Source organism: Nonomuraea sp. NPDC003754 (assembly GCF_053605785.1).
Window position 1 is genome coordinate 1 of sequence record NZ_JBSGJX010000040.1, and the last position, 20,652, is coordinate 20,652.

18 protein-coding genes are annotated in these 20,652 nt (G+C 70.4%); 12 read left to right on the forward strand and 6 right to left on the reverse strand.

Going from position 1 to position 20,652, the window contains the following annotated elements; genetic code table 11:
• Nucleotides 1-599: 599 nt before the first annotated feature.
• Nucleotides 600-1,784, reverse strand: coding sequence for a cytochrome P450 (locus ACWEVS_RS35955; RefSeq protein WP_452555185.1), 1,185 nt, complete (start codon nucleotides 1,782-1,784; stop codon nucleotides 600-602).
• Between the two features lie 666 nt (nucleotides 1,785-2,450).
• Nucleotides 2,451-3,647, reverse strand: a complete 1,197-nt coding sequence (locus ACWEVS_RS35960) for a cytochrome P450 (protein ID WP_452555187.1) — start codon at nucleotides 3,645-3,647, stop codon at nucleotides 2,451-2,453.
• A gap of 166 nt (nucleotides 3,648-3,813) precedes the next feature.
• Between ACWEVS_RS35960 and ACWEVS_RS35965 the strand changes: the two genes are divergently transcribed.
• The 3 genes from ACWEVS_RS35965 (at nucleotide 3,814) to ACWEVS_RS35975 (ending at nucleotide 6,075) form a co-directional block, all read left to right on the forward strand.
• The gene (locus ACWEVS_RS35965; RefSeq protein ID WP_452555189.1) at nucleotides 3,814-4,530 is read left to right on the forward strand and encodes a CPBP family intramembrane glutamic endopeptidase; all 717 of its coding nucleotides are present in this window, start codon (nucleotides 3,814-3,816) and stop codon (nucleotides 4,528-4,530) included.
• A 484-nt stretch (nucleotides 4,531-5,014) separates the two neighbouring features.
• A complete protein-coding gene (locus ACWEVS_RS35970; RefSeq protein ID WP_354909969.1) occupies nucleotides 5,015-5,353 on the forward strand; it encodes a PadR family transcriptional regulator in 339 nt (112 codons plus the stop codon).
• On the forward strand, nucleotides 5,350-6,075 hold the full coding sequence (locus tag ACWEVS_RS35975; protein ID WP_449928459.1) for a hypothetical protein: 726 nt from the start codon (nucleotides 5,350-5,352) through the stop codon (nucleotides 6,073-6,075). The genes ACWEVS_RS35970 and ACWEVS_RS35975 overlap by 4 nt, the downstream gene beginning before the upstream one ends.
• Before the next feature lie 75 nt (nucleotides 6,076-6,150).
• On the opposite strand, the gene ACWEVS_RS35980 is transcribed toward ACWEVS_RS35975, so the two are convergent.
• A complete protein-coding gene (locus ACWEVS_RS35980; RefSeq protein WP_452555191.1) occupies nucleotides 6,151-9,402 on the reverse strand; it encodes a glycosyl hydrolase family 95 catalytic domain-containing protein in 3,252 nt (1,083 codons plus the stop codon).
• Between the two features lie 270 nt (nucleotides 9,403-9,672).
• Between ACWEVS_RS35980 and ACWEVS_RS35985 the strand changes: the two genes are divergently transcribed.
• From ACWEVS_RS35985 to ACWEVS_RS36020, 8 genes are read left to right on the forward strand one after another with little or no spacing between them, the layout of a single operon-like run.
• A complete protein-coding gene (locus tag ACWEVS_RS35985) occupies nucleotides 9,673-10,518 on the forward strand; it encodes a fumarylacetoacetate hydrolase family protein (RefSeq protein WP_452555193.1) in 846 nt (281 codons plus the stop codon).
• On the forward strand, nucleotides 10,515-11,804 hold the full coding sequence (locus ACWEVS_RS35990) for an L-fuconate dehydratase (protein ID WP_452418799.1): 1,290 nt from the start codon (nucleotides 10,515-10,517) through the stop codon (nucleotides 11,802-11,804). Before ACWEVS_RS35985 ends, ACWEVS_RS35990 begins: the two co-directional genes overlap by 4 nt.
• Complete coding sequence (locus ACWEVS_RS35995) at nucleotides 11,801-12,571, forward strand: SDR family NAD(P)-dependent oxidoreductase (protein ID WP_449928465.1); 771 nt, start codon at nucleotides 11,801-11,803, stop codon at nucleotides 12,569-12,571. Before ACWEVS_RS35990 ends, ACWEVS_RS35995 begins: the two co-directional genes overlap by 4 nt.
• Entirely contained in the window at nucleotides 12,568-13,611 is a 1,044-nt protein-coding gene (locus tag ACWEVS_RS36000; RefSeq protein ID WP_354909954.1) for a sugar ABC transporter substrate-binding protein, read from the forward strand. The genes ACWEVS_RS35995 and ACWEVS_RS36000 overlap by 4 nt, the downstream gene beginning before the upstream one ends.
• Nucleotides 13,611-15,083, forward strand: coding sequence for a sugar ABC transporter ATP-binding protein (locus ACWEVS_RS36005; protein ID WP_452555196.1), 1,473 nt, complete (start codon nucleotides 13,611-13,613; stop codon nucleotides 15,081-15,083). The genes ACWEVS_RS36000 and ACWEVS_RS36005 overlap by 1 nt, the downstream gene beginning before the upstream one ends.
• 5 nt (nucleotides 15,084-15,088) lie before the next feature.
• The gene (locus ACWEVS_RS36010) at nucleotides 15,089-16,051 is read left to right on the forward strand and encodes an ABC transporter permease (protein ID WP_452418804.1); all 963 of its coding nucleotides are present in this window, start codon (nucleotides 15,089-15,091) and stop codon (nucleotides 16,049-16,051) included.
• Nucleotides 16,051-16,356, forward strand: coding sequence for an L-rhamnose mutarotase (locus ACWEVS_RS36015; protein WP_452555198.1), 306 nt, complete (start codon nucleotides 16,051-16,053; stop codon nucleotides 16,354-16,356). The genes ACWEVS_RS36010 and ACWEVS_RS36015 overlap by 1 nt, the downstream gene beginning before the upstream one ends.
• Nucleotides 16,353-17,264 carry an aldo/keto reductase gene (locus ACWEVS_RS36020; RefSeq protein ID WP_452555200.1) on the forward strand — a complete coding sequence of 304 codons (912 nt, stop codon included), beginning with the start codon at nucleotides 16,353-16,355 and terminating at the stop codon, nucleotides 17,262-17,264. The genes ACWEVS_RS36015 and ACWEVS_RS36020 overlap by 4 nt, the downstream gene beginning before the upstream one ends.
• 88 nt (nucleotides 17,265-17,352) lie before the next feature.
• Here ACWEVS_RS36020 and ACWEVS_RS36025 read toward each other — a convergent pair whose 3' ends face one another.
• The gene (locus tag ACWEVS_RS36025; RefSeq protein ID WP_449928469.1) at nucleotides 17,353-17,946 is read right to left on the reverse strand and encodes a TetR/AcrR family transcriptional regulator; all 594 of its coding nucleotides are present in this window, start codon (nucleotides 17,944-17,946) and stop codon (nucleotides 17,353-17,355) included.
• Between the two features lie 118 nt (nucleotides 17,947-18,064).
• Here ACWEVS_RS36025 and ACWEVS_RS36030 point away from each other — a divergent pair, with 118 nt between their 5' ends.
• Nucleotides 18,065-18,916 (forward strand): SDR family oxidoreductase, encoded by an 852-nt coding sequence (locus ACWEVS_RS36030; protein WP_452555202.1) that lies wholly within the window; start codon nucleotides 18,065-18,067, stop codon nucleotides 18,914-18,916.
• A gap of 180 nt (nucleotides 18,917-19,096) precedes the next feature.
• Here ACWEVS_RS36030 and ACWEVS_RS36035 read toward each other — a convergent pair whose 3' ends face one another.
• Both ACWEVS_RS36035 and ACWEVS_RS36040 read right to left on the reverse strand, forming a co-directional pair.
• Entirely contained in the window at nucleotides 19,097-20,038 is a 942-nt protein-coding gene (locus ACWEVS_RS36035) for a DNA polymerase ligase N-terminal domain-containing protein (RefSeq protein ID WP_449928471.1), read from the reverse strand.
• Between the two features lie 9 nt (nucleotides 20,039-20,047).
• On the reverse strand, nucleotides 20,048-20,488 hold the full coding sequence (locus ACWEVS_RS36040; RefSeq protein ID WP_354909936.1) for a GNAT family N-acetyltransferase: 441 nt from the start codon (nucleotides 20,486-20,488) through the stop codon (nucleotides 20,048-20,050).
• Between the last annotated feature and the right edge of the window lie 164 nt (nucleotides 20,489-20,652).

Below are 20,652 nucleotides of genomic sequence, written 5' to 3' on the forward strand. Positions count from 1 at the left end.
GGCCTCGGCCGACATCAACGCTTCGGCCATGGTCTTCACCATGGATCGCAACAAGTCTGGATCGCCGGTCTCGATCTGCTTGGCCAGCCACTGCTGGGGCGACACACTGTTGTCCGCGGCCATCGCGTGTTCTCCTTCGAATTTGATCTTCGCTAATCGAAGGATCACGCGATGGCCGTCGCCATTTCACGCCGCCACGCCTGTGACCAGGTCAAACTCGTACACCACTCCCATGGACGCAACCACCGAGGCCGGACGAGGAAGCATGCCTGACCGGTGACCAGAACGCGCCAGCCCCCGTCCGGGGTCTCTTCCAGGTCCCTGGCGTCGCTACGCCTTCATCTCGATCGCAATCCCACCGTCGACCGTTGCCGCCAGTGCCGCGGTTGGAGATGGTTGCTGGACGGGTGCGCTCGTGGACGGCGTGCCCTGTGCCGGGTATCCCTGTCCCGGCCTGTTGCCCTCGATGTGCCCTCTCTGCGAGCCGAAGCTGCCCTTCAGGCATGTCAGGCGCACCCGGAGGCGTTCGCCTGCGGACGTGCTCTGCGGATGTGTCCTCAGGAGGACGTGCCTTGCGGACGTGTCCTGCGGATGTGTCCTCAGGAGAGGGTGACGGGAAGGTCCTTGATGCCGTTGATGAAGTTGGAGCGCAGCCGCCGGGCCTCGCCGGTCTGTCGCATTCGGGGGAACCTCCTGGCCAGTTGCTCGAACAGCACCCGCAGTTCCAGCTTGGCCAGATGGTTGCCGAGGCAGAAGTGCGCTCCTCCGCCGCCGAAGCCGATGTGCGGGTTCGGGTTGCGGCCGACGTCGAACGTCTCGGGGTCGGTGAAGACGGCGGCGTCCCTGTTGGCCGAGGAGTAGAACACGACCACCTTGTCGTCGGCTTTGACGGGTTGCCCGCCGAGAGTGAGGTCGGCGGTGGCCGTCCTGCGGAAGAGGTTGACCGGCGAGACCCAGCGGACGATCTCGTCGGCCGCGGTCCTGGCGAGCGTGGGGTCGGCGGCGAGCCGTTCCCACTGGTCGGGGTGCTCGAAGAGGGCGAGCATCCCGCCGGACGCGGCGTTGCGCGTGGTCTCGTTGCCGGCCACGACGAGGAGCAGGACGAACAGCTCGAACTCGTTCTCGGTGAGGCGTTCGCCGTTCTCGTCGGGCTGGAGGAGCTTGGTGACGATGTCGTCGCGAGGGGCGACGCGGCGCTGGGCCGCGAGCGTGGAGGCGTAGGAGTAGACCTCCATGGCGGCGGCGCCGCCCTCATCGGGGGAGGCGGCGTAGTCGGGGTCCTGGGCGCCGATCATGCGGTTCGACCAGGTGAAGAGCTTGTCGCGGTCGGCGACGGGGGCGCCGAGGAGTTCGCAGATCACGTAGAGCGGCAGGGGAGCGGCGATCTCGGTGACGAAGTCGGTGTCTCCTGAGCACTTGTCGAGGAGGTCGTCGCAGATGTCGCGGATGTGCTGCTCGAGGGCGCTGATCGTGCGAGGGGTGAAGCCGCGGTTGACCAGGGCGCGCCGCCTGGTGTGCTCGGGCGGATCCTGGTTGAGCATCATCATCCGCTGCAGCGCGCGCTGCTCCTCGGGCATCTCGTTGAACAGGGCGAGCTTGCGCGCCGACGAGAACAGGTCCGAGTGGCGGGAGACGTGGGTGACGTCCTCGTGCCGGGTGACGGCCCAGAAGCCCGGCTCGCCGGGGTGCCAGTAGACGGGCGCGTGTTCCCGGAGCCAGCGCAGTTGCTCGTGCGGGGGGCCGGAGGTCGCGTACTGGTCCTGATCGACGAGATCGATGTGCACGAGCCGTCACCTCGACTTGATCAAGCGCTTGGTAGGACAATGTATTGAAACGTGTTCTATTACACGGCCGGACAACGGTCAAGGCGCCGATCGGTGCCTTCCGCATGCCGTCGCCGTCCCGGATGGGCGGCGCTTCCGCTGTGACACCTGCCCGCGTAGACGCCTGGAGACGCCTCCTCCTACGTGTGCGCGCCCCGCCGTGCGGGCTGGCTCCGTCGATGGAGGCTGGGGGCCGTCCTTCTGTAGGGGGTCGGCATCCGCCTGCCGGCAGGATCCGGCCGAGCCCTGGTGATACAGGTTCTCGACTCGGGATCAGAGGATGTCGGGGGTGCGACATGCCGAGGTCTCGGGGCTCCCACCTGTACGGCGGGTGCCGGACCGTGCGTCGTCGGGTCGCCTGTACGGCGGATGCCCCGGCTCCGCATGTCGCGGGTAAGGCGCGTGTACGGCGTGTGCCGGACCGTGGTCGTCGAAGGTTCGCTGGGTCGCTGTATGGCGTGCCGGACCGTGCGTGTCAAAGGTTTGTCGGCCCGATGTGCGGCGGGTGCCGGACCGTGCGTGTCGAGGGTTTGTCGGCCCGATGTGCGGCGGGTGCGGGACCGTGCGTGTCGAGGGTTCGTCGGCCCGCCTGTACGGCGGGTGCCGGGCCGCCATATGTCGTCGTCCTCACAGGTGCCGGGTGCCGAAATCCACGCGCATCTCCTTGATGCCGTTGATGAAGTTGGAGCGCAGCCGGCGGACTTCGCCCGCCAGGGCGATGTCGGGCAGGCGGCGGGCGATGGTCTCGAACAGCACGCGCAGCTCCATCCTGGCCAGGTGCGCGCCGAGGCAGAAGTGCGGCCCTCCGCCGCCGAAGCCGAGGTGTGGGTTCGGGTCCCTGCCGATGTCGAACACCTCGGGACGCGCGAACACCGACGGGTCCCGGTTGGCGGCGCTGTAGTAGACCACGATCTTGTCGCCGCGGCTGACCGGTTGGCCGCCGATGCTGGTGTCGGCCATCGCGGTCCGGCGGAACTGCATGACCGGCGTGGCCCACCGGACGATCTCCTCGACCGCGGTGGGAAGCAGTTCGGGATGCGCCAGCAGCCGCCGCCACTGCTCCGGGTGGTCGAAGAACGCCTTCATCCCGAGCGAGGCCGCGTTGCGTGTGGTCTCGTTGCCCGCCACGGCCAGCAGGATCGTGAACATCCCGACGTCGTCGGGTGACAGCACCGCCCCGTCGGCGTCCGGAGTGATCATCTTGGTGATCAGGTCGTCGCGGGGGTCGTGGGTGCGCTCGGCCGCCAGCGCGTTGCCGTACGCCATCAGCTCGCTCCCCGCGGCCTGCCCGTCCTCGTAGGTGGTCTGGAACTCGGGGTCGTCCCACCCGATCAGCCGGTTCGACAGGTCGAACAGCAGGTCCCTGTCCTCGACGGGCGCGCCGAGCAGTTCGCAGATCACCTGCAGTGGGAGCGGCGCGGCGACCTGGGTGACGAAGTCGCCCTCGCCCGAGCACCGGTCGAGGAGGTCGTCGCAGACCTCCCTGATGTGCTGTTCGAGCCTGCTGATCATGCGGGGGGTGAATCCCTTGTTGACCAGCGAACGCCGTTTGGAGTGCTCGGGCGGGTCCTGGTTGAGCATCAGCAGCCGTTGCAGTTCCTTGTCAGGCTCCGGGTACTCCCCGCTCATCGCCAGGCCCTCGTAGGAGGAGAACAGTTCGGGGTGCCTGGAGACGTGCACCACGTCGGCGTGCCTGGTGACCGCCCAGAATCCTGGGCTTTGCGGGTCGGGGTGCCAGTGCACGGGGGAGTGCTCCCGCAGCCATGCCAGATCCCGGTACGGCACGCCGCGCTCGTAGACGGCGGGGTCGTAGAGCTCGATCATGCGGCGGCTCCTCACTTGATCAAGCGCTTGGTCTCGTAAGTGTTGTATTACGGTCCTGTACGCCCGTCAAGGAGTACTGCTTTTCTAGCTAGGTTGCATTCCTAACTAGCTTGTTTTACGGTCTAAGTCGTTACGGAAACTTCCTCGATGGTCGGAGGTCACCCCCATGCCTGTCGTCCTGTTCGCGCTCCTGGTGATCCACCTGGCCGTCGTCAGCCCCCTGCTCGGCCGCCGCTCCTACGCCGCCCTGCGTGAGAACCGGAGCCGGTACACGCGGATGTCCCTCATCTGGATCGGCGAGCTGTGGGCGATCGCGCTCGTGGCGCTGGCGATCGTCGGGCTGTCCCCCGACCTGGACCTGGCGGGCATCGGCCTGCTCGCGACCGAGGACCTCTCGACGGTGCTCGGGATGATCGTCGGCCTGACGATCGTGACCCTCGCCGCCGGCCTGGTGATCCGGCTCAAGAAGATCACGATGCCGGGGCAGGCCGCGTTCGAGGCGCTCATCCCCAGGACGGCGGGCGAGCGCTGGCTCGCGCTCGGCCTGGCCATCAGCGCAGGCGTCTGCGAGGAGATCGTCTACCGGGGGTTGCTGATCTCGGGCTTCATGTCGATCCTCGACCTTCCCCGGCCGGTCGCGGCGGGCCTGGCGCTGGCGATCTTCGTCGTGGGGCACCTCTACCAGGGCTGGAGGGGCATGGTGATGGTGACGCTCGCCGGGTTCTCCCTCACGATGCTCTACTTCTCGACCGGGTCGCTGCTCCTGCCGATCGTGCTGCACATCCTGGTCGACGTCCGCTCCCTCCTCATCACGCCCCGGCTCGCCCCCACCGCCGAGGGCAGGGAGAACGGCACGGCGGGCGTCCCCACCGCCCACGCCTGACCGCTTCCCGCCGCCGGCGGGACAACCCGACCTCTCCTCACCCCGAGCCGCCGGTGCTGCTCGGGGTGAGGTGTTGGACGGCCCGCCGAGGCACACGCCGTGGCCGGGGAAGCGAAGGGCTTGCCGGATCAGGCAGGAAGATCAACGGGCGGCGAGGTGGGCCGTTCCAATGGCTGGAGATCGCTGGGCGGCGAGGTGGGGCCTGCGTGCGGCGAGGTGGGGTCGGCGTGCGGCGAAGTGGGGCTTGCGTGCGATGAGGCGGGGCCTGCGTGAAGCGAGTTGGGGCCTGCGTGCGGCAAGGTGGGCCGGCGGGCGGTGAGATGGCCGGCGGGCGGTGAGGCGGCGGCCGTTCGGGTGACTGGAGATCGGGGGCGGGCCGTCTCGAGGGGTGGGGATCGGTGGGGAGGGAAGGCGGGCTGCTGGACAGGCGGTGTAGGTGGTGGAGCGGGATAGGTAGCATCACTACCGTGGAAAGATGGGGCGCATGACCGCTGATCGCCGTGCGAGCTGGCTCAAGGGCGTGCTCGACCTTCTGGTCCTCGCCAGCCTCACCGAGGGCGAGAACTACGGCTACGAGATCGCCAAGAGCCTCGCCGAATCAGGCCTGGGCCAGATCAAGGGCGGCACCCTCTATCCCGTCCTCAACCGCCTGGAGGAGGCCGGCCTGGTCGCCGCCGAGTTCCGGGTGACCGAGCGGGGCCCCGGCCGTCGCTACTACCGGCTCACCGAGCAGGGCAGGCGGACGCTCACCGAGCAGGGCGGCCTGTGGCTCGCGTTCGACCGGTCCGTGCGGTCGGTGCTGGAGCAGGGAGGCGTCAATTGAGCCGCTACTTCGACGAGCTCGCCGTACGGCTGCGCGAACGCGGGATTCCGGAGGAGACCGTGCGGGCCACGGTCGCCGATCTGAGCGCTTACCTGGCCGAGACCGGCGCCGACCCGGAGGAGGAGTTCGGCACGGCGGAGGAGTTCGCCGAGCAGCTCAAGGTGACGCCGGAGACGGAGCCGGCCGTCCAGGCCGACACCTGGCGCTGGACCGCCGACATCTTCGTCGACGAGCGGCGGCTGAACGAGTTCGGTGACCAGGGCTGGGAGGTCGACAAGGTCGACGCGCTCGGCTGGTTCGTCAGCCATCGCGATCCGCGCGAGCCCCAGCGGTGGGAGTACCGCAGGGAGGTCGGCACCCGCAAGGGCAGGCAGGCGCTGGCCGAGCGGCTGGCCCCCGACGGCTGGGAGCCGTGCGGCACGTGGGTGTTCTACGAGTACTTCAAGCGTCCGAAGGCCGCCAGCCTAGGTCCTGACGCGGCGATCGACTCGCCGCCGAGCGCTCCGGCGAAGGGCGTCTTCTTCAGCAGGCGGTTCTACGCGCTGATCGTGGTCATGGTGGTGGCGCTGGCCGGGGCGCTGGCGTTGCTGCCGTCGGCGTCGGGCGCGGGGGAGGGGTTCCTGGTGGGCCTGCTTCTCGGCGCCGCGGGCGCTGGGCTGGCCGGTCTGGTCGCCCTCTGGGTGGCCGCCCGCCGCCATGACAGGTCCCGCCGCGAACCCTGACGTCGAAGGCCGACCGCCGGCGGGCCTCAGGGGAACACGCGGCCCCCCGAAGAGGGCCGCGTGCCGTTCCAGGTGTCAGAACGCGAGCCGCTGCCAGTCCGGCACCTCGCTCGCGCTCAACGTCCGCGCGAAGATCGCCATCCGGTCGACGGCCCCGCTGAGCCGCTGTCCGCCGCCCTGGTCGGCGGCGAAGCGCAGCGGCCGGGTGGCGCACCCGGTGATCCCGTCGGCGGGTACCTTGGCCCCGCCCGCACGGGCGCCGTCGACGTACACGGTGATCGTGCCGTCCCGGCCCATGGTGATGACCAGGTCGACGTAGGTGTTCGCGGGCACCGTCGCGTCGGTGGTCACGTTCAGGCCCGCTCCGATGAAGCGGACCTTGCCGGCGGGCGTCAGGTCCATCAGGACGCCGTCGGTGCCGGGGTCGCCGGAGGGCTGGAAGTCGAACAGCCGCCGGTATCCCGACCCGGCCGTCTTGACGCGGGCCGCGAACGACGCCTCGGGCAGGAAGCCGAGCGTCGTCGGCGCGGTCGTCAGGTAGGTGGATCCGTCGAGCACCAGCCCTCCGTCGCCGTCGTAGGCGGCGTTGCCGGTCACGGTGGCGTTCCTGCCGTTGCCCGAGGTGTCGGTGACGGTCGAGCCCGAGCTGGGGTCCCATGCCACGAGGGGCTTGTCGGGGGACGGCACCGCGCAGGGGGCGACGGCGAGCACGGCGCCGCCGGTGCCGGACCACGCGTCTCCTCGGGCGGTCGCGACGACGCGCGCCGTGCGCGAGCCGTCGGCGGGTCCCGAGGTGACGGTGAACGTCGCCGTCCTGCTGCCGCCGCCGGGCACGCCCGGCAGTTCGGCGGACGACGGGGTGGCGGTCCAGCCCTTCGGCAGTGCCAGCGTCACCGCGCTTCCCGGTACGGCACGCCCGCCGGTGGCCGACACGGTGACCTCGACCGGGAAGCTCGCCTGCGGTCCCGTCGCGGCGGGCGCCTTGACCGCGACCGCGACCTGTCCGGCGATCGTGTAGGTCTGCCCCGCCCTGGCGGTGAAGGTGATCGTGTCACCGTCGCGGGTGTGCGGGACCTTCTTCCCGCCGGCGTCGACGAGGCGGTACCGGCCGGCGATCACCTTGTTGCGCACCTTCAGCGGTCCTGCGGATCCGGCGCGCAGGGTGATCTCGGTGGCGGTGCCGCGGTCCCACGCGGCGTCGACGGTCACGTTGCCGCGGGCGCGCAGCCCCTTGACCGAGCCCGTGGCCCAGGCGGACGGCAGCGCGGGCAGCACGTGGACCACACCGGACTGCGACTGGAGCAGCATCTCGGCCATGCCCGAGGTGGCACCGAAGTTGCCGTCGATCTGGAACGGCGGGTGCGTGTCCCAGAGGTTGTCCAGGGTGCTGCCGCGCAGCTGCTCGCCGAGCATCTTGAACGCGTGGTCGCCGTCGAGCAGCCGCGCCCAGAAGTTGATCTTCCAGGCCTTCGACCAGCCGGTGCCGCCGTCGCCGCGCGCGGTCAGCGAGACCTTGGCCGCCTCGGCCATCGGGGTGCCCGCGGTGATCTGCCGTCCGGGGTGCAGGGCGAACAGGTGGGAGACGTGCCGGTGGGTGTTGCTGGGGTCGTCCCAGTCGGTCTTCCACTCCTGGAGCTGTCCCCAGCCGCCGACGCGCAGGCCGGGGTCGAGCTTGGCCAGCGCCTGCCGTACCTCCGGCTCGTCCTCGCCGAGGACGGCGGCGGCCTCCAGCACGTTGGTGAACAGGTCGTGGACGATCTGCTGGGACATCGACGCGCCGGCGGAGAAGTCGCCCTGCTCGGGGGAGTAGCTGGGGGAGACGACGAGCTTGCCGTCGCGCGGGTCGGTGTGGAGGTTGTCCACCCAGAACAGCGCGGCCTCGCGCATCGCCGGGTAGACCGAGCGCAGGTAGGCGGTGTCGCCGCCGAAGCGGTAGTGGTCGAACAGCTGCTGGGTGGTCCACGCGGCCGCCTCGGGGAACCAGAAGGCGGTCGCCCAGTCGTGGACCCCGGTGTAGCCGAACGGGTTGGTCTCGTTGTGGACGACCCAGCCCCGCGAGCCGAACATCTCACTGGCGGTGCGCCGGCCGGGGGCGACCATGGCCTTGACGAAGTCGTCGTAGGGCCTGGTGGTCTCGGCGAGGTTGGTCTGCTCGGCCAGCCAGTAGTTCATCTGCAGGTTGATGTTGACGTGGTAGTCGGCCGACCACGGCGGGCTGGTGGAGTTGTTCCACACGCCCTGCAGGTTCGCCGGCAGCGAGCCCTCCCTGGAGGAGGCGATGAGCAGGTAGCGGCCGTAGGCGAAGAACATCGCCTCCAGCGCCCTGTCGTCGGTGGATCCGCCGCCGGTGTAGGCCCTGAGCAGCTGGTCGGTCGGGATGCGCGGGGCCTGCTGCCCGAGGTCGAGCCGTACCCTGTCGAACAGGCCGCGGTGGTCGTCCAGGTGCGCGCTCCTGAGCGCGTCGTAGCCGCGGGCCGCCGCCTGGTCGACGGCGGCGGTGACCTTGGCGTGCGGGTCCTCGCCGCGGTAGGCGGGATACGTGCCGGCGTAGTCGGTGCCGGCCGACAGCACGAACATCGCGCTGTCGGCGCCGGTCACCGTGATCCGGTCGGCCCCGTCGGTACGGCTGCCGCCGCTGGTGACGACCTGGACCTGCGACTCGAACCGCATGCCGTTGTCGGCAAGGGCGCCGCGGACGGTGAGGCGGCCGTCCTTGACGCTCACGGTCTTGTCGTCGCGCGGTGACGAGGTGCGCAGCGTGAAGGAGACCTTGCCCGCCTCGGAGGCGCTCAGCCTGCCGACGATCACGTTGCCCGGGTGGCTGGCGAAGTACTCGCGGGTGTAGGTGACGCCGCCCGAGGTGTAGCCGACCTTCGCGACGGCTTCGCGCAGGCTCAGTTCCCTGCGGTAGCCGGTGGCGGCGGTGTGCCCGGTGTCCAGCCAGAGGTCGCCGAAGGTCTGGTAGGCGCCGAAGCCGCTCTTGGGCTGGCCGAGTTTCCTGGCCACGTCGTCAGGCGACATCTTGCCGTCGCGGTCGATCTGGGCCTGTACCTCGGCGATCGCGCCCGGTCGGGGGCTGGTCCAGTTGCCGTGGGTGTAGCCGCTCCTGGATCCGGGGCCGCCGGTCCACAGCGTCTTCTCGTTGAACTGCAGTTGCTCGGTCGCCACCCCGCCGAACACGGTCGCGCCGAGCGCGCCGTTGCCGATCGGCAGGGACTGCGTCTCCCAGCTGGTGGCGGGCTTGTCGTACCAGAGCGTGAGGTCGTCGGGCGGGTCGAGGGCGGTGGCCGCGCTCGCCGGAGAGGTCACGGGCGACACTCCGATCATGAGGGCGGACAGCATGACTAACGCAAGCCGAGGGGCCACGGATTCCTCCGGTGACTGGTGGATGTGCGCCACGTTGTTAACACTTGAAAGGTGGGGGTAACAAGAGCTTCGATCCGATGTTTAGTTGGATTTTTCGTTCACATACAGGGACAGATCTCCATAGATCCAGGTCACGGATCGGATGTATCTGCGATGGAGGGCTTGACAGTCATGCGGCCACCCTCGAGCATCTGAGGGCGAGACATCCGATGTATAGCTGAAGGATGCGGTGTGAAGCTGCTGCGAGTTGGACCGGTCGGCCAGGAGCGGCCCGCGGTGATGGACGCGGGTGGAAGCCTGTACGACATCGGAGAGCCCGAAATCGACGGGGCTTTCCTCGCCTCAGGGGGAGTGGCGCGCGTCCGGGCCGCGCTGGAGCGCGGCGACCTGCCGGTGATCGACGCCGAGGGCCTGCGGGTCGGCCCCCCGATCGCCAGGCCGGGCAAGATCGTGTGCATCGGCCTCAACTACAGCGACCACGCGGCCGAGACCGGGGCCACCCCGCCTGCCGAGCCCGTGGTGTTCATGAAGGCGCCCAACACCGTGGTCGGCCCCGACGACGGGATCCTGGTGCCCCGCGGCAGCGTGAAGACCGACTGGGAGGTCGAGCTCGCCGTCGTCATCGGGCGGACCTGCCGCTACCTGGAGTCGCGTGAGGACGCGCTGGCCGCGATCGCCGGTTACGCGATCTCCAACGACGTCTCCGAGCGCGAGTTCCAGCTGGAGCGCGGCGGCCAGTGGGACAAGGGCAAGTCGTGCGAGACCTTCAACCCGCTCGGCCCCTGGCTGGTCACCGCCGACGAGGTGGGCGACCCGCAGGACCTCGGCATGCGGCTGTGGGTGAACGGCGAGCTGCGCCAGAACGGCAACAGCAAGAACATGATCTTCGACGTGGCCGAGATCGTCCGCTACCTGAGCGCGTTCATGGTGCTGGAGCCCGGTGACGTCATCAACACCGGCACGCCCGCCGGGGTCGCGCTCGGCCTGCCCGGCCAGCCGTACCTCAGGGCGGGCGACGTCGTCGAGCTGGAGATCGACGGGCTCGGACGGCAGCGCCAGACGGTGGGCCAGGCATGAGTGACTACCGGATCGTGGGCATGGAGACCCACGACATCCGCTTCCCGACCTCGCGGGAGCTCGACGGCTCCGACGCGATGAACCCCGATCCCGACTACTCGGCCGCCTACGTGGTGCTGAAGACCGACGACGGCTTCGAGGGGCACGGCTTCGCGTTCACCATCGGCCGCGGCAACGACGTGCAGACCGCGGCCATCAGGGCGCTGGAGCCGTACGTGATCGGCAGGGACGCCGAGGACCTCGGCGGCCTGTACAAGACGATGGTCTGGGACTCCCAGCTGCGCTGGCTCGGCCCGGAGAAGGGCGTCATGCACATGGCGGTCTCCGCCGTGGTCAACGCCCTGTGGGACCTCAAGGCCAAACGCGAGGGCAAGCCGCTGTGGCTGCTGCTCGGCGAGATGACCCCTGAGCAGATCGTCGACCTGGTCGACTTCCGCTACCTGAGCGACGCGCTGACCCGCGACGAGGCGCTGGCGATCCTGCGCAGGGGCGCCGCCGGCAAGGCCGAGCGGATCGCCTACCTCCAGGAGCACGGCTACCCCGCCTACACGACCTCCCCCGGCTGGCTCGGCTACGACGACGACAAGCTGCGCCGCCTGTGCAAGGAGGCCCTGGACGACGGCTTCGGGCAGATCAAGCTGAAGGTGGGCGCCGACCTCGACGACGACATCCGCCGCCTCAAGGTCGCCCGCGAGGTCTGCGGCCCCGACTTCCCCATCGCGATCGACGCCAACCAGCGGTGGGACGTGGGCGCGGCCATCCGCTGGGTCAACGCGCTGGCCGAGTTCGCCCCCCACTGGGTGGAGGAGCCCACCAGCCCCGACGACGTGCTCGGCCACGCCACCATCGCCAGGGCCGTCGCCCCGATCAGGGTGGCCACCGGCGAGCACGTCCAGAACCGCATGATCTTCAAGCAGATGCTGCAGGCGGGCTCGATGTCCTACCTCCAGCTCGACTCCGCCAGGGTCGGCGGCGTCAACGAGAACATCGCGATCCTGCTGCTGGCCGCCAGGTTCGGCGTGCCCGTCTGCCCGCACGCGGGCGGCGTCGGGCTGTGCGAGCTGGTCCAGCACCTGTCCATGTTCGACTACGTGGCGGTCACCGGGACGATGGAGGGACGGGTCATCGAGTACGTCGACCACCTGCACGAGCACTTCGAGGACCCGGTCGTGATCGAGCACGGCCGTTACGCCGCGCCGCGCCGCCCCGGCTTCAGCTCCGAGATGCGCCGCGCGTCCATCGCCGCCCACTCCTTTCCCGACGGTGAGGTCTGGAGGAACCAGTGACAGACATCCGAGCTCTCGTGACGGGCGGCGGATCCGGCATCGGGCTCGCCACCGCCGAGGCGTTCGCCGCCCGCGGCTGGCAGGTGGCCTGCCTGGACCTCAACCCGCCGGGTGATCCGTTCATCGCCGTCAAGGCCGACATCACCGACGACGACCAGGTCCGTACGGCTGTCGCGGAGGCCGCCGAGCGGATGGGCGGGCTCGACGTCCTGGTGAACAACGCGGGCATCGGCGCGCAGGGCACGATCGAGGACAACCCGGACGCCGAGTGGCAGCGGGTGTTCGACGTCAACGTGCTCGGCATCGTGCGGGTGTCGCGGGCGGCGCTGCCGTACCTGAGGCGGTCGGGCCACGCCTCGATCGTGAACACCTGCTCCATCGCGGCCACCGCGGGGCTGCCCAACCGGGCGCTCTACAGCGCGACCAAGGGCGCCGTGCTGTCGCTGACGCTGGCGATGGCCGCCGACCACGTGCGGGAGGGCATTCGGGTCAACTGCGTCAACCCCGGCACCGCCGACACCCCGTGGGTCGGCAGGCTGCTGGACGCCGCCGTCGACCCGGAGGCCGAGCGGGCCGCGCTCAACGCCCGCCAGCCGATGGGCCGCCTGGTCTCCGCGCGGGAGGTGGCCGCGGCCATCGCCTACCTGGCCGGCCCGGAAGCGGGCGCGACCACCGGCACCTCGCTCGCCGTGGACGGCGGCATGCAGGGCCTCCGCCTACGCCCGAGCAACGAGCAACACACCCCCCAAGAAGAGGCGACATCATGAAGTTCGGCCCCGTGGTCGCGAGCGCGGCCCTCCTGGCTCTCATCACCGCGTGCGGCAGCTCCACCGGGAGCGGCGCCAGCCCGAGCGCCGCCCAGGGCGGCGGCACCGGCGGAAAGATCGGTATCGACCACCCGCGGGCCGACTCCGACTTCTGGAACTCCTACATCAAGTACGTCCCGAAGATGGCGGCCGAACTCAAGGTCGACCTGATGAACCCGACCAACTCCCAGAACGACGTGGCCAAGCTGGTCGCCAACACCCAGGCGCTGGTCAGCCAGGGCGCCAAGGTCATGGTCATGGCCCCGCAGGACACCGGCGCCATCGCCTCCACGCTCCAGCAGCTGGAGAACAAGAACATCCCGGTCGTGACCGTGGACACCCGTCCCGACAAGGGCAAGGTCTTCATGGTCGTCCGCGCCGACAACCGCGCGTACGGCACCAAGGCCTGCGAGTTCCTCGGCGAGAAGCTGGGCGGCAAGGGCAAGGTCGTCGAGCTGATGGGCGCGCTGTCGTCGGTCAACGGCCGTGACCGCGCCGAGGCGTTCCGCGAGTGCATGAAGACCAAGTTCCCCGGGATCACCGTCTTCGAGGAGCCCACCGAGTGGGACGGCGGCAAGGCCGCCTCCATGCTGCAGACCCGCCTGGAGCAGAACCCGGACGTCAAGGGCATCTACATGCACGCCGGAGGCGTCCACCTGGCGCCCACGCTGCAGGTGCTGAAGGCCAAGAACCTGCTGGTCGCCCCCGAGGACCCCAAGCACGTCTTCGTGGTGTCGAACGACGGCATCCCGCAGGAGTTCGAGGCGATCCGCAAGGGCGAGATCGACGCCACGGTCTCCCAGCCCGCCGACCTCTACGCGAAGTACGCGCTGTTCTACGCCAAGGCCGCCGCCGAGGGCAAGACGTTCAAGCCCGGCCCGACCGACCACGACTCGACCATCATCCAGCTGCCCAACGGTCTCGAGGACCAGCTTCCCGCTCCGCTCGTGACCAAGGAGAATGTCGACGACCCGAACCTCTGGGGCAACCAGGTCAAGTAATGAACATTCACGTTGAAGCCCGGAACATCGTGAAGCGCTTCGGCCCGACCGTCGCGCTGAACGGAGCCGGCATCTCCATCGCAGAGGGCGAGACCCACGCCCTTGTCGGCAGGAACGGCGCGGGCAAGTCCACGCTGGTGTCGATCCTGACCGGGCTCCAGCGCCCAGACGAGGGCGAGGTGCTGTTCTCCGGGCAGGCGGCGCCCGCTCTCGCCGACAGGGACGCCTGGCGGCGGCGGGTCGCCTGCGTCTACCAGAAGTCGACGATCATCCCCGAGCTGACGGTCGCCGAGAACCTCTTCCTCAACCGGCAGACCACCGGCGGGATGATCAGGTGGAAGGACCTGCGCGCCCGCGCCCGCGAGGTGCTGGACACCTACCAGGTCGACGTCGACGCCGACATGCTCGCCGGCGACCTCGGCGTCGAGCGGCGCCAGCTCGTGGAGATCGCCCGCGCGCTGTCGTTCGGCGCGACGTTCATCATCCTCGACGAGCCGACCGCCCAGCTCGACGGGCCCGCCATCGAGCGGCTCTTCGAGCGCATGCGCTCGCTGCGCGAGCAGGGCGTCACCATGATGTTCATCTCGCATCACCTGGACGAGGTGTACGAGATCTGCCAGAGCGTCTCGGTCTTCCGCGACGCCAGGCACGTCCTGACCAGCGCGGTCGCCGACCTGTCGCACGACGAGCTGGTCGCGGCCATGACCGGCGAGGCCACCGGCGCCTACGAGTACCGCTCCCGCACGCCCGGCACGGACGTGGTGATCGCGGCGCGGAACCTGTCGCTCAACGGCCGCTACAGCGACGTCGACCTGGAGGTCCGCTCGGGCGAGATCGTCGGCCTCGCCGGCTCGGGCAGCAGCGGCAAGATCGGTCTGGCCGAGACGCTGGTGGGGCTGCGCAGGGCCGACTCGGGCGTGGTGAACGTCAACGGCACCCCGATCAAGGACGTGCCGTCCGCGCTCAGGGCGGGTCTCGGGTTCGTCCCCCAGGACCGGCACCACGAGGGTTTCGTCCCGCTGCTGTCGATCGGGGAGAACGCCACCCTCCCCATCGCCCACAAGCTGGGCAGGTTCGGCTTCGTCTCGCCCGCGGCCAGGCGGGCGCGTGCGGTACGGATGATCGAGGATCTCGACATCAAGACCGAGGGGCCCGACCAGCCGGTCGGCGACCTGTCGGGCGGCAACGCGCAGAAGGTGGTGCTCGCCAGGGCGCTGGCGGACGACCCACGGGCGGTCGTGGTGATCAACCCGACGGCGGGCGTCGACGTGAAGGCCAAGCAGTCGCTGCTCGGCGCGGTCGAGGACGCCGTGGACCGGGGGGCCGGAGCCGTGCTGGTCTCCGACGAGCTGGACGACCTGCGCGTCTGCGACAGGGTGCTGGTGATGTTCCACGGCAGGGTCGTGAAGGACGTGCCACGTGGGTGGAGTGACCACGAGCTCGTGGCCGTGATGGAAGGTATCGAACAGTGACAACCATGACCGCACCCGCACCGCGCCTCAAGCTGGCGAGGTTCCGCGACCTGACGCTGGTGCCGGTGATCGTGCTCTTGCTGGTCGTGGGCGCGTTCGTGGATCCGGTGTTCCTCAGTCCGGGCAACCTCATCAACGTCCTGCAGCAGCAGTCGGCGCTCGCGCTGGTCGTGCTGGCCGAGGCGCTGATCCTGATCGCGGGCAAGTTCGACCTGTCGCTGGAGTCGACGGTCGGCATGGCGCCCGCGATCACCGTGCTGATGATCCCCGCGGCCTCCGGCGCCATGGGGTTGCTGGCGATCCCCATCTGCCTGCTCATCGGCGCGGCGATCGGCGCGTTCAACGGCTTCCTGATCCTGAAGTTCCAGCTGTCGGCGTTCGTCGTGACGCTGGCCATGCTGATCGTCGTGCACGGCCTGCACCTGGGGCTGACCGGCGGCAAGAGCCTGTTCGAGCTGCCCGACTCGCTGCTCTACCTGGGCAGCGCCTCCTGGCTCGGGCTGCCCGCGGCCATCTGGATCGCGGGCGTGCTGTTCGCCGCCGGCATCGTCGTGCTCGGCTACTTCCGCCTCGGCCGGGCCCTCTACGCCATCGGCGGCAACGCCGACGCCGCCCGCGCCGCGGGCATCAGGGTGGAGCGGGTGCTGTGGAGCGTGTTCATCATCGGCGGGGCGCTGGCGGCGCTCGCCGGGGTCCTGGAGACCGGCCGCCTGGGCGGCATCAGCGCCAACCAGGGCGTGGGGTGGATCTTCATGGTCTTCGCCGCCGCGGTCATCGGCGGCGTCAGCATGGACGGCGGCAAGGGCACGATCTTCGGCGCGCTCACCGGTGTCCTGGTGATCGGCCTGGTGGAGAACATCCTCACGCTGCGAGGCGTCCCGGGTGAGTGGAAGCAGCTCGTCTACGGCGTGATCATCCTGGTGGCGTTGATGATCAGCCGGGTGGCCGGAGGGAAGGCGCAGGACTGATGCAGCGACTGGCGTTGCGGACCCGGCTCAAGGCCGGCTGCGAGGAGATCTACGACAAGGAGCACGCCGCCATCCCGGCCGAGCTGGAGGCGGCCATGCGGGAACACGGCGTCTACTCCTGGCGGATCTGGCGCGACGGCCGCGACCTGTTCCACTTCGTGGAGGTCGAGGACTACGCCGCCCTCCAGGACGCGCTGCGGGACCACCCGGCCGACCAGGCGTGGCAGGCGAAGATGAACCGCCTTCTCGACGGCGACTTCGACAAGAGCGAGGGCGGACTCAAGCTGGTCTGGGAGATGCGGTGAAGCCGGCGCGGCCGGTCCTGTCCAGGCTCGGGTTCGGCGGCGCGCCGATCGGCAACCTCTACACCGAGGTCAGCGACGACGACGCGCGCGCGGCCGTCGACGCCGCCTGGGACACCGGGACGCGCCTGTTCGACACCGCGCCGCATTACGGCCTCGGCCTGTCCGAGCGCCGTCTCGGCGCGGCGCTGGCCGGGCGCTCGGGCTACGTCCTGTCCACCAAGGTCGGCCGGCTGCTGGTGCCCGCCGAGCCCGCCCCCGACCCCGACGGCTTCGCCGTCACGACCGGCCTGCGCAGGCAGTGGGACTTCTCCGCGGCCGGCGTCCGCCGGTCGATCGAGGAGTCCCTGGTACGGCTCGGCCTGCCCGCCGTCGACCTGGCCCTCATCCACGACCCGGACGACCACGCCGAGCAGGCGCTCGACGAGGCCTACCCCGAGCTGGCCGCGATGCGCGACGAGGGTCTGGTGAAGGCGATCGGCGTCGGGACGAACCAGTGGGAGCTCCCGCTGCGCTTCGTCCAGGAGACCGACATCGACGTGGTCATGCTCGCGGGGCGCTACACGCTGCTCGACCGTACGGGCCTGCCGCTGCTGGAGGAGTGCGCCGCCCGCGGCGTCCAGGTGATCGCGGCCGGCGTCTTCAACAGCGGCCTGCTCGCCACCGACGAGCCGGGCGCCACGTTCAACTACGCGCCCGCGCCGGCCGAGCTGGTGGACCGGGCCTCGAAGATCGCCGGGATCTGCGCCCGGCACGGGGTCACGCTGCCGCAGGCGGCCATCGCCTTTCCGCTGCGGCATCCGGCGGTGGCCTCGATCGTGCTGGGCGCCAGGACCGCGGACGAGGTGCGCAGGAACGCCGCCCTCGCCGACCGTCCGGTGCCGGACGAGCTGTGGGAGGAGCTCGGCTAGCTGTCCCCGGCCGGGAACGTGGTGCCGGCCGGGCGCATGCCGCTGAGCGCTCGGCCGCACGCCCGGGGCATGCCGGTGAGCGCTCGGGTCAGCGCGGGGGGCGCATGCCGGTGAGCGCCGTGTCCACCAGGGCGCTCGCGTACTCATGGGTGAGCGGGCCGCCGCGCTGCATCCAGCGGTTGAGCAGCGGCCCCCACAGCAGGTCGATGGCCAGATCGAGATCGAGGTCGGCGGCGAGCTGCCCCGCCTCCTGGGCCGCCCGCAGCCGCTTCCGCTTGATCTCGCGCATCGGCAGGTCGAGCCGTTCGGCGTAGGCGGCGGCCAGCTCGGCGTCGTGGACGATCTCGGTGTTGAGCGCGCGCATCGGCTCGTCGTAGCGGGGATCGTTCAGCTCGTCGACGGTGGCGTGGAGGACCGTCTTGAGGTCCGCCGCCAGGTCGCCGGTGTCGGGCAGGGCCGCCTCGTCGCCCGGCCCCCCGCCCATGGCCGCGAGGAAGGCGTCGAAGAGCACGGCGCCCTTGGACGGCCACCACCGGTAGATGGTCTGCTTGCCGACGCCCGCCCGCGCGGCGATGCCCTCGATGCTGAGCCTGGCGTAGCCGACCTCGGTCACGAGCTCGAAGGCGGCGGTGAGGATGGCCTGCCGGGAGGTCTCGCTCCGTCGGGCCGCGTTCGCTGTCACGGGCAGCAGCTTACCTGAGACGAGACGGACCGTCTTGACATTACACAGCCAGGCCCCCATAGTTGTCGACGTAACACGAGACGAACCGTCTCGACTCGTACAGATCGGAGCCTCACCCATGCGTACCGCCGATACCGCCAGGACCTGGTTCATCACCGGCGCCAGCCGCGGTCTGGGCCGCGCGTTCACCGAGGCCGCGCTGGAGCGCGGTGACCAGGTGGTCGCCGTGGCCAGGAACGTCGAGCCGCTGCGCGAGCTGGAAGCCGCCCACCCGGGCGACCTGCTCGTCCTGCCCCTCGACGTCACCGACCGCGCCGCGGTGCTCGCCACCGTCGCGACCGCCCACGAGCATTTCGGCAGGCTCGACATCGTCGTCAACAACGCGGGCGCCATGTCCGCAGGCATGGTCGAGGAGTTCACCGAAGAGCAGGCCCGAGCGCAGATGGAGGTCAACTTCTTCGGCGCGCTGTGGGTCGGCCAGGCTGTCATGCCGTACCTGCGGGCCCAGCGGGCGGGGCACATCGTGCAGATCTCCAGCATCGCCGGGCTCGGCGGCTTCCCCACGACCGGCCTCTACAGCGCGAGCAAGTTCGCGCTGGAGGGCATGAGCGAGGCGCTGGCCATGGAGGCGGCCCAGTTCGGCGTCAAGCTCACGATCGTGCAGCCCGGCGGGTACTGGACCGACCTCTACACCAGCATGACCGCCACCACGCCGCTGCCGCCCTACGCCCCGCTACGGGCCGAGCTGGAGAAGCAGTGGGCCGAAGGGTCGATCGACAGCGAGCCGCGCCTGGCCGCCCAGGCCGTGCTCGCGCTGGTCGACAGCGACGAGCCGCCGTTGCGGCTGCTGCTCGGCAGCATGGTGTACGACCTGGCCTTCGACATCTCGCGGCAGCGGATGGACACCTGGGCCGGGTGGGAGCGGGTCAGCCGCGCCGCCGAGCACGCCGTCCCCGCTCCAGGCGCCTGAAGGAACGACCGGCGTCCGCGGGCTCCGGGCGGGGCGCGTGTCCCGGCTGGTCCGTTCGCGGGCGCTGGGCCGGTGGCGTGTCCCGGCTGGTACGCCCGCGGGCGCCGGGCCGGTTTCGTGTCCCGGTCGTTCCGGGAGTGGACGTCCGGGCCGGGCGCGTCCGCGCAGGCCTTCCGGCCGTCACGCCTCCGCCGGGACGAAGATCCACGCCTTCGACTCGCCCTCCTCGTAGGGCGAGTCGAGGCGCTTGGCGACCACGCCGGGCAGGCCCTGGTCGCGGGCGGCCTGCCGTACCGGCTGGGCCTGGCCGGGCCACGCGGGCGCGGTCTGCCACCGGGCGCCCGCGATCTCCAGCGCCTCCAGCGCCGCCCTGCGCGTCCGGTACGGCTCGCCGACCAGTGAACGGCCGGCGTCGTAGAGCAGGTCGTAGGCGACGAACACCTCCTCGCCCGCCAGGGAGACGATCTCGCCGTCGAGCACCGCCGTCCGGCTGCCGAGCCGTTCGGCCAGCGGCCTCAGCAGCGGCACGTCGGTGCGCCCGCCCTCGATCGGCACCAGCGTCCTGCGCCCGCCCCACGCGAACTCGAAGGCGTAGTCCTCGGCGTTCCGCGGCAGCCTGGCGCGCCGCACGGGCAGCATGGGGGCCAGATCGGGCAGCGGATCCCGCGACGGGGGATCCATGCGGTGGATCATCCAGTTCTTGCCGTTCGTCTGGAACAGCGCGAACCTGCCCTGCGCCCGCTCCCCGTGCAGCACCACCTTGACCTCGCGGTCCGACCACTTCTCCGTCTCGTAGGTGCCGCGGTCCCAGATCGTCATCGTGCCGCCGCCGTACTCGCCGCGCGGGATCTCCCCCTCGAACGTCGAGTACTCCATCGGGTGGTCCTCGGTGTGGACCGCCAGGTGGTTGACCGCCGGGTCCTCGGGCAGGCCCTTCGGTATCGCCCAGGAGGCGAGCACGCCGTCGCGCTCCAGCCGCAGATCCCAGTGCAGCGACCGGGCGTGGTGCTCCTGGATGACGAACGTGTCGTCGCCGCCCGGCTCGGGTGCCCGCTCAGGTACCGGCTCAGGCGTCTTCGCCGGGTCTCTCATGTCGCGATACCGCTCCAGCTTGTCGGCCACGACGTGGTTCTACCCGCGACGCTCGTACCTGGTGATCCACAGGCCGGAAATCACCTCGACGTCCTCGATCCTGGTGAACCCGAGCCGCTCGTAGAGGGTCCGCGCCGGGACGTTGCCGCGGCCGGTGGAGACGACGGTCGTCCGGCCGTCCGCCCGGTCGAGCAGCTCGGCGACCAGCGTCCTTCCGATGCCCCGCCGGTGAGCGCGGGGATCGACGACGAGACGGTCGATGTCGACCAGGTCGTCGGTCTCCGTCCACGCCACCGCGCCCACCAGCATGCCCTCGTCGTCGAAGGCGCCCCGCCACGCCAGCGGCGCGGCGATCAGGTCGTCGAGCGTCTCGCGCAGGGGCGGGATCCGGTCGTCGCCGATGAGCTCGGCCTCGACGGCGTAGGCGGCGTGCTGCAGGTCCAGCAGGGTCCTGTCCGGTTCGAGATCATCTATCCGCATCCGCCGAGTATCCCAGCCCACCGCAGCCGACCGCCTGGTCCGAGCACCGGGGCGCGCCGGGACGCGCGGGTCCGCGCGCCGTGGTGGTGCGCCGGGAGAGCGTGCCGGGTCATGCGGCCCGGTCCGTGCGTCGCGGCGGTGGGGTGGGCCGGGGTTGTCCGGCG